This is a genomic window from Aequorivita lipolytica, from assembly GCF_007997135.1.
Taxonomy (GTDB): domain Bacteria; phylum Bacteroidota; class Bacteroidia; order Flavobacteriales; family Flavobacteriaceae; genus Aequorivita; species Aequorivita lipolytica.
This window is the reverse complement of the sequence record NZ_VORU01000001.1, coordinates 374,085-391,503: the sequence shown is the minus strand read 5'-3', so window position 1 is coordinate 391,503 and position 17,419 is coordinate 374,085. Positions and strand designations below refer to the sequence as shown.

Sequence of the window (17,419 nt, the reverse complement as noted above, 5' to 3'; positions counted from 1 at the left end):
CCTACATTTATTTCAGTAAAACTTTAGAATATGAGACAACTACTAACACTCTGCATTGTTTATTCTTTTGGGATTTTCATTGGCTTTTCGCAGCAAACGAAACCCAAAATGACTGAAGCGCAATTTCAAGAAATGCGTGATGAAATAAGCAAAATTCAAACAAGCAATAAAGATTCTGTACTCGTTCTGGTTGAAGAAATGATGAAGATTGCCCATTCCTTTAAGGACGACCAGATTCTGGCAGGTGCACTTTTAGCAAAAGCGGATGTTGAAAGCAAATATGTAGATCAAGACCATGCTATAGCCACGTTAACTGAAGCCTTAAAAATAAATAATAGGCTAAATAATACATTAGAACTTGCGAAAAATTATATCAGTTTAGGCAGGTATTATTCTAGAAAATCCAGTCATGTAGAAGCCACAAAACACTATTTAAAGGCGGTTGAAATAACAAAGGAAAATGATTCAGTAACCACAGCAAAAGCATATTCTGGATTGTCCATGGTAGCTGTTGCCCAGGGTAATTATCAAAATGGACTGAAATATAATTTATTGGCAGAAAAGTATACAACTAAAAGTACTCCAGAAGTACTTACTGCACACAATTCAATGATGACTGGAGTTATTTATAGGTTTTTAAAAGACTTTAAAAAAGCTGATACTTATTTAAGTAAAGCAGCAACCTCGTTTAAAAAATTAGACGAGAAATTCTATTTAGCGGGTACTTTAAATGAACAATCAGATATATATTATGAATCAGATCCATTAAAAAGTATTGATCTTAAACTTGAAGCTAAAGCTCTTTTAGATGAAGTAGCACCGGAAAGAACAACAACTGCCTATTGTTTATCGTATTTGGGTGATTTATATGTAATCGTGGCAACAAATGATTCGCTTTTAAAAAACATTAAAAACCCGATAGTTCCTAAAACTAAAATTGGATTATTTAATGATGCCGAATCATTTTATTTAAGAGCTTTAAATATTTCAAAAAAAAGCAATAACATCCAAGCGGTTGGCGATATTACACTTTACCTATCTAAACTGCAAGGATTAAAAGGGGATCATAAAAATGCCTATGAAAATTTAGTAATAGCAACAAAAATGAACGACTCGGTATTTTCACAAGAAAACAAAAACGAGATCGCTAAATTAATGTCTGAAAAAGAAGTATTCGAGCTAAAAACAGAAAACGAAAAAAAAGCAAATCTTAATAAAATCCTTATTGGTTCATCGATAGCTTTATTGCTCATCGCCTTTTTAATCTATTGGAATTTTAAAAACAAACGGAAAGTACAAAGCCTGAAAATAGCTGAGCTCGAAAAAGACAAACAACTTCTTACCGTAGATGCCATGCTAAAAGGCCAAGAAGAAGAACGAGGCCGCATTGCAAAAGATCTTCACGATGGCTTGGGCGGTTTGCTCTCTGGCACAAAACTATCCTTTATAAACATGAAAGAAAACCTAATACTTACCCCAGAAAATGCTGTTCAGTTTGATAAATCATTGAATATGCTAGACAATACTATCGTAGATTTACGAAAAGTAGCACAAAACCTTATGCCAGAAGCACTTGTGAAATTTGGCCTCAATGAAGCCCTTCGCGATTATTGTAATGGCATACAGTCTTCATCTAAGATCACTGTTAACTATCAGAAAATAGGCGTTAACAGAAAACTAAAAAATACCGCTGAAGTATTTGTATATCGAATTATTCAAGAACTAACAAACAATGCTGTAAAGCACTCAAAAGCTTCAGAAATAATTGTACAGTTGGCTTTATCAGAAAGCAAAACTTCCATAACGGTTGAAGACAATGGTATTGGCTATGATAAAAGCACTCTTGAAAACAAAGAAGGAAGTGGTTTAGACAACATTGCATATCGCGTTCATTATCTTAACGGTATTATAGATACCGAAACATCACTAAACAATGGAACTTCAGTAAACATTGAACTACATGTGTAATCCAATAAAACTTTTAATAGTTGATGACCATCAAATGATTATTGAAGGAATACAATCTTTACTGGAAGACCAAACTACAGTTAAAATTGTTGGCACCGCAACAAATGCCAAACTTTGCGAACAATTTTTCATTACACAAACTGCCGATATTGTTTTTATGGATATAAACTTGCCCGATTTAAGTGGCATTGACCTCACCGCTTTACTGTTAAAAAAATATCCCACACTAAACATTATTGCCCTAAGCACATTTACACAAGGCACTTACGTTCGGAAAATGATTGAAAGCGGTGCAAAAGGTTACTTGCTTAAAAATGCATCTAAATTTGAAATTTTGAAAGCCATAGAAGTTGTGCATTCTGGACAAAAATATATATCCCCAGAAGCGCAAGAAGCACTGAATTATGAGCTAAATCTGCAGAAAAAATTACCGAAAATTACGAAGCGGGAAAAAGAAATACTAGTTTTGATTGTTGAAGGATTAACAAATAGTCACATAGCTGAAAAGCTTTTTATAAGTATTGATACGGTTGATAGCCATAGAAAAAATCTCTACTCAAAACTAAATGTAAATAATACAGCCAGGCTTGTTGGTTTTGTAAATGAGAATAAATACTTGGATTATTTATAATTTATTTGAAGCACAAATAATCGTGTATGGCAAGGTAATGGATGTGCACATTTAGTTACACAAAATAGGGAACGAAAAGAAGAACGCATCCGTGAAATAGTGATGAAAATTCTTGCAGAATATCCGCCGGGGACTAAGAAATAATAAGAACTTACTTGCAAATAAAAATATTGCAGACTTAGTGTTTAACTAGTTTTATGCCAGTTTTAATTCCTGTATTAGTAGAGACATTCATAAAATAAATCCCTTTATTCCAATGTTGGGTATTTATGTTAATTGAACTTTCGTCATTGTATTTGGAGGCGAATATTTGCTGTCCTAAAACATTGAAAATTGAAACTTCTTCAATCGGGGAATCGCTACTAATAAACATTTCTTCTTTTACAGGGTTGGTTAAGAATATAGTTACATTTGAGAAATTCTCAACTCCTGCCGTTTCATCAATCACATTTTGCGCGTAGATTTTTTGGCCATCACCCTTGTCTTCAGAAAAAACGGCTACACTTTGCGTGGCAGCTTGCTTAGTAAATCCAATTCTACTTTTTGAGGCTGAAAATGTAGCAACAGGCCGTGTTTCTTCCGGCCAAGAAAAATCACCGTTTTCATCAAGATAAACTGAATGTAGCGTTACGGGTGAAACACCATTATCTAAACCATCCTTAATAATAAACAAAGGACTATTGTTTCTTAGTTGAAGACTTCCAGCATGAATTTTTTCAGAACCGATTGGAAATAGTTCTTTTGCATTATTGGTAAATGCGCGTGCTCCAGTATCTTTATCAAACTTTTGAACATATTCTCCGTGTTCCCCTTGGCTTGTATTTGAATAAGTTGCAACGGCCCAAATGTTTTGTGAACCAGTTTGGAATGCAATTTTGGTATCCATTTCGTAATCAGTTTCATTGGTGTCAAAATCGGCACCATTAACACCCCAAGGCAATGATCCATCTGGGTTTATACGTTGTAAATAAGAGTCAAAACGTGTTCCAGCGGAAGCCGAATAACCCATATAAACTACATCACCGTCTTGTAAACCTGTATATGAGCGGTTAAATGCAATTGCTCTGTCTGCAATTTGCACTGCATTTGCCCATACTGGGTTTCCATCTACATCGAACCTCTGAGCATATAAAAATGAGCTTATACCACTTAGAACTTTATGGAAAACAGCAACGTATTCTCCACCAGAAACTTCAAAGAAATTTCCTGGTGCTGCAAGTCCAGCACCAGTTGTAAGTGGTTGGGTGGCTGGCCAGACTGGGCTACCATTGGCATCAAGTTTTTGCATAACTGCACCACTTCCAGTAAGCCAACTAACAATGGCTCCACCTGAAGAAAGCGGTAAAACTGTTACAATATTTCCGCTCCCAACCTGAACTCCATTAGCACCTATATAAAGATTGTCGTTATTATCTACGGTAGTAGTCATTATTACAGTAAAAGTACTCATTGGTAATAAATCACTTACCAGAATACCATCGCTACCAAGTGTTTGGTTGCCATCAGCATCCATAACTTGTATTCGCAATTCAATATTAACCGGTGCTGATACATTTTTCCAATATACAACATAAGTTTGTCCGTCAGATGTGCCACGTGACTGTACGTCTAGCTCTCCAGACTCACCTACAAGTGTGTTTACATCGGTATCATTTGTCCATTGGGCTTGTACTAATGTTACCGCGAAAATTGCGAATAGAGTAAATATCGACTTCATAAAGAATATTTTTTAAGTTATTTTTATATTCATCAATCAAAATATCAATTTCTTAACTTAACTGTCGCCTTTTGAAATTAGCTAGAAGCAATTAATAGTTAAGTACTTCAAGTATTTTCTTCTTCACTTTTTCGGTGGAAGGGATCATCGTTTCTTCCAAAGTGGAATTAAGCGGAATCGCAGGCATATTTTCTGAACCAATCAGCATCACCGGTGCATCCAATTGCTGAAAACATTCCTCTTGAATTCTTCCCTGCAAACCTCGGCTAAATCCATTTTCTGAAGGTTCTTCGGTGACAACTAGACATTTTCCACATTTTTTGACAGAATTAAAAACCGTGTCATAATCTAAAGGGTGAAGTGTTCGTAAATCAACCACTTCAATTTTGTCTTGCATTCCAAGCTCCTCGGAAGCGTTCATCGCCCAATGCACGCCCATTCCGTAGGTGATGATTGAAAGCGTTTCCTCTTCTTCCTGTTTCCAGATTTCCTGTAAAACCCAAGCTTTTCCGAAAGGCAAAATATAGTCTTCATCGGGCATTACAGAAGTCGCCCCTTTTGTTCCCTTCACTTTACTCCAATACAAACCTTTGTGTTCAAAGATTACCACGGGATTTGGATCGTAATAAGCAGCTTTCAGTAGTCCTTTTAAATCGGCACCATTACTTGGATACGCAATTTTCAATCCACGAATGTTCGTAACAACACTTTCCACGGAAGAAGAATGATACGGGCCACCGCTTCCGTAAGCTCCAATAGGCACTCGTAAAATCATTGAAACTGGCCATTTTCCGTTTGAAAGGTAGCAGCTTCGGCTTACTTCAGTAAAAAGCTGATTGAGTCCGGGCCATATATAATCCGCAAACTGAACTTCAACAATTGGTTTTAAGCCCACAGCGCTCATTCCCACTGTACTTCCAACTATAAATGCTTCTTGAATTGGTGTATTGAAAACGCGATTGTCTCCAAATTTTTGTGCTAAAGTCGCGGCTTCACGAAATACACCGCCTAAACGTCCGCCCACATCTTGGCCGTAAAGCAAACATTCTTTGTGCTTTGCCATCAATTCCTCAATGGCGAAAAGGGCGCAATCTACCATTACCACTTTTTCACCGCCTTTCGGACTTCTTTCACCTTCTTCTTCAGTAATTTCAGTAGGTGCAAAATCGTGCGTAAATAAATCTTCGGGTTTTGGGTCTTCGGCTTTCATTGCGTTTTTCAACGCTTTTGTCACCTCGGCGTAGGCCGAGGTCTCAACCTCAGCTAGCTCCTTCTCCTTAAAACCATTTTCAATCAACAACTTTTTCAACTTCGGATACGGATCGCGACTTCGAGCTTCATCCAAATCATCACGATAAAATTCCATGCGAACTCCGGAAGTATGGTGATTTAAAAGCGGAACTTTAGCATGAACCAAAAATGGTCTTCTCTCTTTCCTAATCTTTGAAATTACATCTTGAATGGTATTATAGCTTTCCTCAAAATCGGTTCCATCAATTGAAACAGCTTCCAAACCATGAAAGCCTTTGGCATATTCAAAAGCATCCTGCGCGCGAGTTTCTGCTGCATTTGCTGAAATATCCCAGCCATTGTCCTGCACCACATAGAGAATGGGCAATTGCTTTAAAGCTGCCATTTGGAAAGCTTCTGCAATTTCACCTTCGGTCACTGAAGCATCGCCCAAAGAGCAAACTACAATGGGTAATTCTGAATTCTGAATTCTGAATTCTGAATTAAAAGATTCTTTATACCAAAACCCCATCGCAACACCTGTTGCAGGAATGGCCTGCATTCCCGTAGCGGAACTTTGGTGCGGGATTTTTGGTTTATCGTCATCCCGTAAACTTGGATGACAATAATAAGTCCTTCCGCCAGAAAATGGATCGTCTTTTTTCGCCAAAACCTGAAGCATCAATTCATACGGTTTCATACCGATTGCCAGCAACATCGAGTCGTCGCGATAATAAGGAAAGGCATAATCCTGCGGCAAAAGCTGCATTCCCACAGCTGTTTGAATTACCTCGTGTCCACGAGAAGTGGCGTGCACGTATTTTGAAACGAGTTTGAAATTTTCTTCATAAATCTCGGTCATCGCCTTTGCTGTGACGAGATTTTTGAAGGCTTTTTTAAGTATGTCTTTATTCATTTTTTCATTTTTTGAATCACGAAACACGACGGTTTGAGACACGACTTTTTTATTTTGAACCACGAACCACGACTGTTTGAAACACGACTTTTCGACACAAGACTTTCGTGATTCGTGCAGTGAGCATCAGCGAACGGTTCCCGAAGAATTTTCGGGACAGGCTGTGGTTCAAAACGTCCTTTCCATATCAAACTGTTCCATATAATCAGCTATCCTTCTTAAAAAAGAGCCCGCTAAATACCCGTCAACAATTCTATGGTCGAAGGAAAGTGAAAGATACATCATCTGTCTAATTTCAATAGTGTCGCCGTCTTTGCGCTCCATCACTTCAGCACGTTTTTTTATGATTCCAGTCGCCAAAATTGCGGCTTCGGGTTGGTTTATAATTGGTGTTCCCATCAAACTCCCAAAGGTTCCCACATTGCTTATAGTGAATGTGCTTCCTTTGGTATCGTCGGCTTTTAGTTTGTTGTCTCGGGCTTTTCCGACCAATTCATTTGTTGATTCAGCCAGTTCTTTTAGATTCATCTTATCTGCGTTTTTCACTACTGGAACAATTAAATTTCCCGAAGGAAGCGCAGTTGCCATTCCAATATTAATTTCATCTTTTACAATGATATTTGTACCATCCAAAGTTGAGTTTATCATTGGAAAATCTGTGATTGCCTTTGCAACGCATTCAATAAACAAAGGTGTGAACGTAAGTTTTTCGTTGTATTTTTTTTGAAAAGCAGCTTTGTTTTTGTTACGCCAATTTACCATATCGGTTAAATCTGCTTCCACATACGCGGTCACGTGTGGCGCAGTGCTGGCGCTGAAAACCATATGGTCCGCAATCATTTGGCGCATGCGGTCCATCTCAACAATTTTACCTTTTCCTTTGTCGAATTTTAAATCGGGAATTTGAAATCCAGAAACTTCGGGAACAGCCTGTGCAAACTGAAACGGACGACCGTTTTCCAAATAATATGAAACATCACTTTTTCTCAAACGTCCGTCTTTTCCAGTACCAGAAATTCGAGCCAATTCTTCGTAACTGATGTGGTTTTTACGGGCAATATTGTCAACCAAAGGTGAAATGAAAACGTTTTCATTTACTTTGAATGACTTTGAAAGCCCCCTAGCCCCCGAAGGGGGAACTACAGATGAAATTGAATTTGGAGTTGAAACTGAAGTTTTCGCCTTTTCCTTTTTTTCTGAAGATTTTGAAATCGGTTTTTCAAAATTTTTATTTTCTGAAATTTCCAAAACGGCAATCACTTCGCCAATCGGAACAATATCTTTTGCTTTAAATTTATGTTCCAGCATTTTTCCAGAAGCGGGCGCGGGAACTTCGTTGTCCACTTTATCTGTCGCAACTTCCAGCAAAATATCGCCTTCCTCAAAAGAATCGCCTTCATTTATCATCCAATTGATGATGGTTCCTTCGGCAATTGATTCGCCCATTTTGGGCATTTTGAATTCTGTTTTATTCATTTTATATTTCAATGTCACACTGAGCGCAGTCGAAGTGCTTTATTGTTCCAGTCAATATTTAACTTCCAAATGACCCCTCGACTGCGCTCGGGGAGGCATCAATTTTCTTTCTCTTGTCTGTATTCAGAAATAGTTTTGTAAAAATCTTCCTGCACCGGTCTATTCTTGGGAATTTCACGCAACGGCTCTACTTCTCTTAAACTTTCGTGGCAATCGTTTGGCAATTGTTGATATAATCGTGTACCGGCTGTTTTCCACGAAATCATTTCATCAGAAATATCTTTAATTGCTTTTGCAGGATTACCAACAATCAGTTTTCGCTTCGAAAATTTCTCCTCTGCCTTCACAAAACTCATTGCGCCAACTATGCATTCATCGCCAATTTCGGCATCGTCCATTATTACGCTATTCATCCCAATCAAGCAATTTCTGCCCAAATTCGCTCCGTGAATTATTGCGCCGTGGCCCACATGAGCACTTTCTTTTAGCACTATGCTTTTACCGGGAAACATATGGATAGTGCAGTTTTCCTGTACGTTCACACCATCTTCCAAAATAATTTCGCCCCAATCGCCACGAATGGCAGCTCCGGGACCGATATAACAGTTTTTGCCGATAATTACGTTACCTGTTACTGCTGCCAAGGGATGAACAAAACTACTTTCGTGAACTACGGGAATATGGCCTTTGAAGCTATATATCATAAATTTTCAATGTAAAATGATAAAGTAAAAAGTGAATTTAAAAGACTTTAAACTTTTACATTTTGCGGTTTATTATTCAAACTTTTTTAATGTTTCTTTTGTAAAATCACTCAAAACCAATCTACCTGAAATCACAGCTCTTTCAGCAAGTAATTCATCCCAATCTTCCGTGCCGCTCCAAAATACTTTTTTCATCTCTTTCATTGCCTCCGGATTATAATTGCACAGATTTTCTGCGAATTTCTGAACGGCATCGTCCAATTCTTCTACAGAATCATAAACCTGATTATACAATCCTTTTTGTCGTGCCCATTCGGCTTCGTAAAAGGAATTAGCATCAATCGCAATTTGGCTCATCCCGCTCAAACCGAGTTTTCGTTCTACAACAGGACCCACCACAAACGGGCCAATTCCAATGTTTAATTCACTTAGTTTAATGGCTGCAAACTTCGTTGCCATACAATAATCTGTCGCCGAAGCAACCCCAACGCCGCCACCAACGGTTTTTCCTTGAATTCTTCCAATAATGAATTTTGGGCATTTGCGCATTGCGTTGATAACATTGGCAAAACCGCTGAAAAAAATTTTTCCGGTTTCGGCATCGTTGATGCTTATGAGTTCATTAAAACTGGCGCCCGCACAGAATGTTCTGTCACCGCCACTTTTCAGAATAATTACTTTTACAGCATCGTCCTTTCCAGCTTCGGTGATTGTATTTGCCAGTTTTGCCAACAAATCTCCCGGCAGACTGTTGTGTGCTGGGTGGAAGAATTCGATGGTTGCGATTCCGTTTTCTGTTTTTATGTTTACGTGTGGTTTATCCATTCTTTCAGTTAAAATTTTTCTTATAATGTCAATGCGGATTTATTCCGCATTCGCTTTATTCCTTGTTCGTTTCAAACTTAGAAAGATCCCACCCATCACTCAAATCTTTCCATTCAGGGTTGTTTTCCGTTATAATATTTATCTTCCATTCCCTTTTCCACTTCTTTATTGTTTTCTCTCTTCGTATTGCTTCTTGAATCCATTGGTGTTCTTCAAAATAAACCAATTTTTTGATATTATAATAGCCTGCGTGCGTTTTGTGTGTTGCTTTTTTATGTTCAAAAATCCGTCTTTCAATGTTGTTTGTTACGCCTACTTAAAATATATGGTTCCTTTCGTGGGTTAGGATGTAGGTGTAATATTTATGGACTTTGGGCATTTTAATTAACAATTAGGATCGCATTTAAGCGAATGCGGAACAAGTCCGCATTGACAATTTAATCTAAAAGATTAAACTGCTCAAAATGATGGTTCAAATGTTTTCGTTCCAACAAATACCACTCAAATTTATTCAACTCGCCAAACACTACATTTTTGGTTTTTGCGTCTGGATTTTGTTTGAAATATTTCAAATAATCTCCCCGAGCTTCCTGCATTTTGGTTTTTGCCGTTTCCAAATCTGGATGATTGGTCTCTTTTATTTTTGATAGTTCTGCCAATGGAAAATCATATTCCCTTGGCATTTTTCGGTAATTGTATAATGTTGAATGTGTTTCTTCTAAATATTTTTCTGGCGTTGCAATTTCAAAATCCTGAATTTCCCCAGAAGCAATCCTGTATGTATATTCCAAATGCTCGAGCATATGCTGCGGTGTCATTGTTCCCCATTTCGGCTTCGTTTCTTCTGAAAGTTTATTCAAATATTTTTGAATTGATTCCGAAGTCATTTCGGCAAAAACAGTTTGCTTTTTTTGGACCATTGTTAAAATGGTAGCTACGGCAAGCAAGGGGTTTTCTTCGGAAGCGTTCTCGACTGCGCTCGAACTGACATTGATATTCGCATCAAAAACCTCAACGTACCATTTTACAATTCCAGAAGGCAATTCGGTTCCTTTTTGCTCGCGATCTACTTTTTGTTTGCAGGTCAACCGCACATAAACCGTGTCATTGTGATAGATGGGGCGAAGAAATCTACATTCCTCCAAACCATAATTTGCAGCTACCGGACCTTTATTGGGATACACGAAAAGTCCTGCTGCAGCGGCCAAAATAAAATAACCGTGCGCAGTTCGTTTTTCAAAAATGCTTCCTTCCAAGGAAGTGATATCGGTATGGGCGTAAAAATGATCCCACGTAACATTTCCGAAATTAATAATATCCGTATCGGTAATAGTTCGGTTATGGGTTTTAAGGGACATTCCCGGCTCAATGTCTTCCCAATGGTATTTGAACGGATGTTGTTCGGCTTCTTTATATTTTGCATTAGGCTGGTAAATGCCTGTCACTTCTGTTAAAGTTGTTGGAGAACCTTGAATTGCACAACGCTGCAAATAGTGCTTTACTCCACGAATGCCACCCATTTCTTCTCCGCCACCGGCACGTCCGGGCCCACCGTGAATAAGGTTTGGTAACGGCGAACCGTGACCTGTACTTTCTTTGGCACTTTCCCTATTCAAAATTAAAATCCTGCCGTGATGGGTAGCTGCAGAAATAGTGTATTCCTTAGCAATTTTATCGTCGTTGGTAAAGATGGAACTTACCAAAGATCCTTTCCCCATTTTTGAAAGTTTGATGGCTTCTTCCAAGTTTTTATAGGGCATTAGTGTGCTCACGGGACCGAAAGCTTCGGTTATATGTGCAGCTTCATTCTGTAACGGATTGTCTTCGCGAAGCAAAATAGGTTTCATAAAAGATCCTTTTTTTGAATCAGCCCCTGTTACTTTAAAATCATCAAAATCTCCGTAAACTATTTTTGCGGTTTTTGTAATTTTTGAAATCTGTTCTTTTACTGAATTGCGTTGTGCATCGTTTACCAACGATCCCATTCGAACTTCTTTAAGTCTTGGATCGCCTATTGTTACTTTTTCGAGTTGTTTTCCTATTGCGATTTGTACCTCCTCAATCAAATTTTCGGGAACGATGATTCTTCGGATTGCCGTACATTTTTGTCCGCATTTTACGGTCATTTCGTTTCGCACTTCTTTTATGAAAAGATCGAATTCAGGGGTTCCGGGAATTGCATCTGCACCTAAAATAGCGGCGTTTAAACTATCGGCTTCCATCGTAAAAGGAACCGATTCTTCAATCAATCGCGGATGTTTTTTCAAAATTTTTCCAGTGCTTGCAGAACCTGTGAACGTAACCACATCCTGAGATTCAACAGTATCTAAAATATTTTTGGCAGTACCACTGATGAGTTGCAACGAACCTTCAGGAAGAATTTTTGAAGCGATGATTTCTTTAACGACTGCCTCGGTTAAATAAGCTGTTTGCGGTGCTGGCAGAACTACAGCTGGCATTCCTGCCATCCAGTTTACAGCACATTTTTCAAGCATTCCCCAAACAGGAAAGTTGAAAGCGTTTATATGTATCGCAACACCTTCTCGAGGCACCATTATGTGGTGCGCCATAAAACGTCCACCGCGCGAAAGATCGATCGGGTCGCCTTCCACGTCAAAAGGTTGGTTTGGAAATAATTTCCGAAGCGAAGCATTGGCAAACAGATTTCCGAAACCGCCTTCTATATCTATCCAACTGTCAATTTTTGTAGCTCCGGTTCTATAACTTATTTCGTAAAATTGGTCTTTCTTTTTAGTTAGGTACATTGCCAATTTTTTCAGCATTAAGCCACGTTCCTGAAAGGTCATTTTCCGAAGCTTCTCGCCTTTGTTGCGACCGTACTGAAGAATTTCAGGAATATCCAGCCCTTCGGTGGTGACGTTCGTAAAATGATCGCCGGTTACCGAATCGAGAATTGGCGTACCTTCACCCTTGCCTTCCGCCCAATTTCCTAATATGTAATGTTGTGTTTTCATCAAATAAATTTTAAATGTAAAAGGCAATAAACTTTAGACTTTAGAATTTTACATTTTTCGGTTTAAACTTTTTCTATTACGGCAGCATATCCCTGTCCCACACCCACGCACATCGTAATCAATGCGTAACGTTTGTTTTGTAGCTGAAGTTCCAAAGCTGCAGAATAAGCAAGCCGCGCTCCCGTAACCCCAAGCGGATGCCCGATGGCGATGGAACCACCGTTTGGGTTAATACGTGGGTCGTCATCTTTAAGTCCCCATTCGCGGATGCACGCCAAAGCTTGTGAAGCAAATGCTTCATTGAGCTCAATCACGTCCATATCTTCCATTTTTAAACCCGCTTTTTTTAAAGCTTTGTTTGAAGCTTCAACGGGGCCGATACCCATTATGCGAGGTTCAACTCCAACAACTGCAGAACTTACAATTCTAGCGATTGGTTTTAGATTATATTTTTTAACGGCATCTTCCGAAGCAATGATAGTCGCAGCAGCGCCGTCATTCAAACCCGAAGAATTTCCTGCGGTTACACTTCCATCTTTTTTAAAAGCGGGACGTAATTTCGCTAAAACTTCTTTGGTTGTTTCGGGTTTTATGAATTCATCATCCTTAAAAATAATCGGATCTTTTTTTCGCTGCGGAATTTCCACAGGAACAATTTCTTTTGCCAGCCTTCCACTTTCTTGTGCTTTTGCGGCTTTCATCTGACTGTGATAAGCAAAAGCATCTTGATCTTCGCGGTTAATATTGTGTTTTTCAACTAAGTTTTCAGCGGTGTTTCCCATTCCGTCTGTACCGTACATTTCGGCCATTTTGGGGTTCACAAAACGCCATCCAAAACTGGAATCGTACATTTTTGCATCGGTTCCGAAAGCGGAAGAAGGCTTTGCAATTACATACGGACCACGCGTCATATTTTCAACTCCGCCGGAAATAAACAGATCGCCATCACCCGCTTTTATAGCTCGGTTGGCGTGAATGATTGCTGAAAGACCACTGCTGCACAATCTGTTTACCGTTTCCCCCGGAACCGTTACGGGCAAGCCAGCCAACAAGGCTGCCATTCTCGCTACGTTTCGGTTGTCTTCCCCGGCTTGGTTTGCACAGCCGAGAATTACATCATCGTAGGCTTCTTTTGGGATATTCGGATTTCTTTTTACTATTTCAGCTATTACCAAAGCCGCTAAATCGTCTGTTCTTACAGCGCTAAGTGTTCCTTGGTAACTACCGATTGGGGTTCGTATTCCGTCTATAATATATGCTTGTTTCAAAGTCAAAATTTTAAATGTTAAATGCAAAAGTTAAAAGTATTATAGAAATAGACTTTTATATTTTACTGTTTTATATTTTTAATTATTTAGTGCTTTATTAATCACATATTTGATTTTGCCTTAATAACCACTTGCTGTAAAAATAGCAACGAGTTCATTACATTCTTTTATAATATTTTTATATTTTTCCTCATCTCTTACCAATTCAGCTTCCGAAATGATTTGTAAATTAACCTGGGATTCCCTTAGTTCTTTTAGACATATTTTCATCTTATGAATAAAATCTTTCCTAGATTCCCCAGATTGAGCTTCACCATAATTTAAAGCTGCAGCCGTGGAAGACCTAATCAATTGTTTGATTAAGTGTTGGGAAGCATAATTATTTTCTATTAATGATGTATTCTTAACTACCATTGCTGAAAATTTCACCAATCGCTCCTGTAAATCATATTTATTTTAACTTTTCACTTTATCATTTTACATTTTTCGGTTTTACATTTTTCGATTTTAAAGGCAAAATTTTAAATGTTAAATGCAAAAGTTAAAAGTATTACTCAAACTGACTTTTACATTTTTAGTTTTACATTTTTCGGTTTTAAATTTTTTAATTTAAAATTTCCGAAAAGGTATCACCCTGCTTTATATCGCCAGTTTTATAGCCTTTCATAAACCATTTCATACGCTGTTCAGAGCTTCCGTGGGTAAAGCTATCTGGCCTCACGCTGCCTTGGGTTTTTTTTTGAATGGCGTCGTCGCCCACTGCGTTTGCCGCACTCATAGCCTCTTCAATATCGCCTTCTTCCAAATATTCTTTATTGTAATGCGCCCAAACCCCTGCATAAAAATCAGCTTGAAGTTCCATTGCCACCGAAAGTTGATTAGCTTCGTTTCTGTTTTGCTGTTGCAATTGTCTCACTTTTTGCGAAGTACCCAACAAGGTTTGCACGTGATGGCCTATTTCGTGTGCAGTTACATAAGCAATGGCAAAATCGCCTCCCTGCGCACCAAAACGTGTTTTCAATTCATCAAAAAAAGCCAAATCCATATACAAGTCTTGGTCTGCTGGACAATAAAATGGACCGGAAGCAGAACTTGCATTTCCGCAGGCTGTGCTCACGGCATCGGTAAACAAAACCATCTTAGGATATTCATAGTCGCCCAAGTTGTTGTCTTTGAAAATTTGACTCCAAACATCTTCCGTATCTGCCAAAACGGTAGCCATAAAATTTCCCATTTCTTTTTCCTGAGCAGTAAGGTCTCTTTGCTCCGTTTGTTGCGTTGATTGGCTACCTCCCAATTGCTCCACAATAGGAGCGAGTTGTTGCCCGGTTTCACCACCAAAAAAATTTAGAGCTAGTACAATCAATGTAACCACTATACCGCCACCTGCTGCCAACTTGCCTTTACTCATTCCACGTCGGTCATCCACGTTCCCGCTTTGTCTTCTGCCTTGCCATTTCATAATTTATTTGTTTATAGTTGTTAGTTTAATTTAAAATCAAGCATCAAACCTACAAGGAGGTTTTCTTTTCCGCTATCGCAAAAAGAAAACAACACCTTGCAGGTTAGTCTTCTTCCCAATCTTTTGATGTTCTGTAAACAACGCCTTTAAAAAGCGCAACCAATTCATCACCACGCTTTACTTCAACGATATTAAAACCGAGTTTGTTATTTACTTTTTCGATCACGGATTCCGCCGTTAAGTAATCACCTTCGTTTAATGCTTCAATATGGTTTATGGATGTTTCAATGGAAACAGCATATTTTCCATGCGTGTTTGCGGCAAAGCCGAACGCGGTATCGGCTAAACTATAACTGATGCCGCCGTGGGCTTTTTGCATACTGTTCAACATATCTTTCCGAACAGTCATTGCAACCTTACAAGTTCCTTTTTTCACCTCTAAAATTTCAATACCGAGCCATTGGCTGAAAGCGTCTTGGCTGAGCATTTTTTTGGGAATTAATTCAGCTTTGAGCCGTGAGCCGTGAGCCGTGAGCTTTGAGTCTTTAACCATAAATTTACTTTGTTACTAATTTACGCCGCAGCGCTGAAATCATTTTGCCCAATTCGGTTAGTTCTTTTCTGTTTTTTTCAAATTCTTCGTGAGTTATATATTTTCTAAAATAAGCTTTTGAATTCCAAGTGACACATTCGTGGCTGGAATCCCAGGCCATTTTTAAATATCTATTAAAATTAGGGTCAGTACTGCCCGAACCTTCTGAAATATTTGCTGCAATAGAATCTGCGGCGCGACAGAATTGGGTGGACAATCGATACATTTCTTTTTTCGGAAAAGACTCAACCATTTTATCAATAGTTTCTCCGAAAACCATTGCTTTTTGATATATCAATAGATTCTCAAAACTAAACTGATATTCACTCTTAAACATATTTTCAAGAATTTATTATTTCTCTATACTCATAGCTCATAGCTCACGGCTCAGAGCTCAGAGCTCACAGCTCAAACCTTAAGCCCTCTTTTTTCATTTTCCGCAACAACGGTGAACAACGGTAGCGATCTTCGTGATATTCATTATAAAGCTCGTCAATTTTTTTAACGCACCAATCAATTCCTTTTTCATTTGCCCACGCCAATAAACCTTTTGGATAATTTACGCCTTTTGTCATCGCATTGTCTATATCTTCTGCGGAAGCAATGTTCCAAAATAAGGCGTCGGCGGCTTCATTGATGAGCATTACGAGAATTCTTTCAAAAATAATTTCATCTGAAATTTTCTCTCCAGAATTCGTTCTCGACTGCACTTCGGCTTCGCTCAGTGGAACCGCTCGAATTGACATTTTTCCTTCTTCCGAATAATCATAATACCCCTTTCCGCTTTTTCTTCCCAAATAGCCAGCTTCGGAAAAACGTTTTTGGGTGAAAGAAGGTTTATAACGCGGATCGTAATAGAATGCTTCAAAAACGGTTTCGGTTACTATGTAATTTACATCGTTACCAATAAAATCCATCAGCTCAAACGGGCCCATTCTGAAATTTCCAATTTCCTTCATAGCTGAATCAATTTCTTCAAATGAAGCAATTCCTTCTTCATAAATACGAAGTGCTTCACCGTAAAATGGGCGGGCAACTCTGTTCACTATAAATCCAGGAGTGTCTTTTGCCACGGCAACCGTTTTCCCCCAGTTTTTAATAGTTTCAACGGAAATCTTTAAAATCTCTTCGGAAGTTTGGATTGCAGGAATAACCTCAACCAATTTCATCAACGGTGCGGGATTAAAAAAGTGAATCCCGATGCAGCGTTCAGGTTTTTCAAGAGATGAAGCTATGGACGCAATGGATAATGATGAAGTATTTGACGCAATAATACAATCATCACTCACAAACTTTTCCAACGTTGAAAACACGTTCTTTTTTACTTCCAAATTTTCAACAATCGCTTCAATAGTTAAATCAGAATCCTTCAATTCTTTTAGGGAACTGACGTATTTTATATTGTTTTGGATACGTTTTTTTTCTTCGGAATCGATTTTACCCTTTTCAACCAAACGGTCCATTATTTTTTCCAAATCAGCTTTGGCTTTTTCCAAAGCTTCCGTTTTTGTATCGTATAATTTCACAGAGCAACCGGCCGTGGCAGCCACTTGTGCAATACCAGCACCCATTGTTCCGCTTCCTATAATTCCAACGTTTTTAATCATAAATTTTAAATGATAAATGTAAAAGTTAAAAGTATTGTTGACAAACAC

The 17,419-nt window shown here is 38.5% G+C and carries 15 protein-coding genes; 2 read left to right on the top strand and 13 right to left on the bottom strand.

Annotated elements, in window-relative coordinates; translation table 11 throughout:
- Positions 1–30 precede the first annotated feature (30 nt).
- A complete protein-coding gene (locus ESV24_RS01615; RefSeq protein WP_111813773.1) occupies positions 31–1,968 on the top strand; it encodes a tetratricopeptide repeat-containing sensor histidine kinase in 1,938 nt (645 codons plus the stop codon).
- Positions 1,961–2,599 (top strand): response regulator, encoded by a 639-nt coding sequence (locus ESV24_RS01610; RefSeq protein ID WP_111813771.1) that lies wholly within the window; start codon positions 1,961–1,963, stop codon positions 2,597–2,599. The genes ESV24_RS01615 and ESV24_RS01610 overlap by 8 nt, the downstream gene beginning before the upstream one ends.
- A 178-nt stretch (positions 2,600–2,777) precedes the next feature.
- Here the strand turns inward: ESV24_RS01610 and ESV24_RS01600 are convergent, their stop codons facing one another.
- The 13 genes from ESV24_RS01600 to ESV24_RS01540 form a co-directional block, all read right to left on the bottom strand.
- Entirely contained in the window at positions 2,778–4,316 is a 1,539-nt protein-coding gene (locus ESV24_RS01600) for a T9SS type A sorting domain-containing protein (protein ID WP_111813769.1), read from the bottom strand.
- 91 nt (positions 4,317–4,407) lie between these two features.
- Positions 4,408–6,462 (bottom strand): alpha-ketoacid dehydrogenase subunit alpha/beta, encoded by a 2,055-nt coding sequence (locus tag ESV24_RS01595; protein ID WP_111814121.1) that lies wholly within the window; start codon positions 6,460–6,462, stop codon positions 4,408–4,410.
- A gap of 168 nt (positions 6,463–6,630) precedes the next feature.
- The gene (locus tag ESV24_RS01590) at positions 6,631–7,938 is read right to left on the bottom strand and encodes a dihydrolipoamide acetyltransferase family protein (RefSeq protein ID WP_235003964.1); all 1,308 of its coding nucleotides are present in this window, start codon (positions 7,936–7,938) and stop codon (positions 6,631–6,633) included.
- Positions 7,939–8,036: 98 nt separating this feature from the next.
- Positions 8,037–8,642 (bottom strand): acyltransferase, encoded by a 606-nt coding sequence (locus ESV24_RS01585; protein WP_111813767.1) that lies wholly within the window; start codon positions 8,640–8,642, stop codon positions 8,037–8,039.
- A 72-nt stretch (positions 8,643–8,714) separates the two neighbouring features.
- Positions 8,715–9,467: an enoyl-CoA hydratase/isomerase family protein gene (locus ESV24_RS01580; RefSeq protein ID WP_111813765.1), complete on the bottom strand. Its 753-nt coding sequence runs from the start codon at positions 9,465–9,467 to the stop codon at positions 8,715–8,717.
- 55 nt (positions 9,468–9,522) lie between these two features.
- Entirely contained in the window at positions 9,523–9,753 is a 231-nt protein-coding gene (locus ESV24_RS01575) for a GIY-YIG nuclease family protein (RefSeq protein ID WP_235003969.1), read from the bottom strand.
- Positions 9,754–9,904: 151 nt separating this feature from the next.
- A complete protein-coding gene (gene paaZ / locus ESV24_RS01570) occupies positions 9,905–12,445 on the bottom strand; it encodes a phenylacetic acid degradation bifunctional protein PaaZ (RefSeq protein ID WP_111814117.1) in 2,541 nt (846 codons plus the stop codon).
- A gap of 59 nt (positions 12,446–12,504) precedes the next feature.
- Positions 12,505–13,710 carry a 3-oxoadipyl-CoA thiolase gene (pcaF, locus tag ESV24_RS01565; protein ID WP_111814115.1) on the bottom strand — a complete coding sequence of 402 codons (1,206 nt, stop codon included), beginning with the start codon at positions 13,708–13,710 and terminating at the stop codon, positions 12,505–12,507.
- A 120-nt stretch (positions 13,711–13,830) separates the two neighbouring features.
- Complete coding sequence (locus ESV24_RS01560) at positions 13,831–14,139, bottom strand: four helix bundle protein (RefSeq protein ID WP_235003963.1); 309 nt, start codon at positions 14,137–14,139, stop codon at positions 13,831–13,833.
- A 175-nt stretch (positions 14,140–14,314) separates the two neighbouring features.
- Positions 14,315–15,172 (bottom strand): KPN_02809 family neutral zinc metallopeptidase, encoded by an 858-nt coding sequence (gene ypfJ, locus ESV24_RS01555; protein ID WP_111813760.1) that lies wholly within the window; start codon positions 15,170–15,172, stop codon positions 14,315–14,317.
- A 103-nt stretch (positions 15,173–15,275) separates the two neighbouring features.
- Positions 15,276–15,725: a PaaI family thioesterase gene (locus ESV24_RS01550; RefSeq protein ID WP_111813758.1), complete on the bottom strand. Its 450-nt coding sequence runs from the start codon at positions 15,723–15,725 to the stop codon at positions 15,276–15,278.
- Between the two features lie 4 nt (positions 15,726–15,729).
- Positions 15,730–16,101, bottom strand: coding sequence for a four helix bundle protein (locus tag ESV24_RS01545; RefSeq protein WP_111813756.1), 372 nt, complete (start codon positions 16,099–16,101; stop codon positions 15,730–15,732).
- A gap of 64 nt (positions 16,102–16,165) precedes the next feature.
- The gene (locus ESV24_RS01540) at positions 16,166–17,371 is read right to left on the bottom strand and encodes a 3-hydroxyacyl-CoA dehydrogenase NAD-binding domain-containing protein (RefSeq protein ID WP_111813754.1); all 1,206 of its coding nucleotides are present in this window, start codon (positions 17,369–17,371) and stop codon (positions 16,166–16,168) included.
- Between the last annotated feature and the right edge of the window lie 48 nt (positions 17,372–17,419).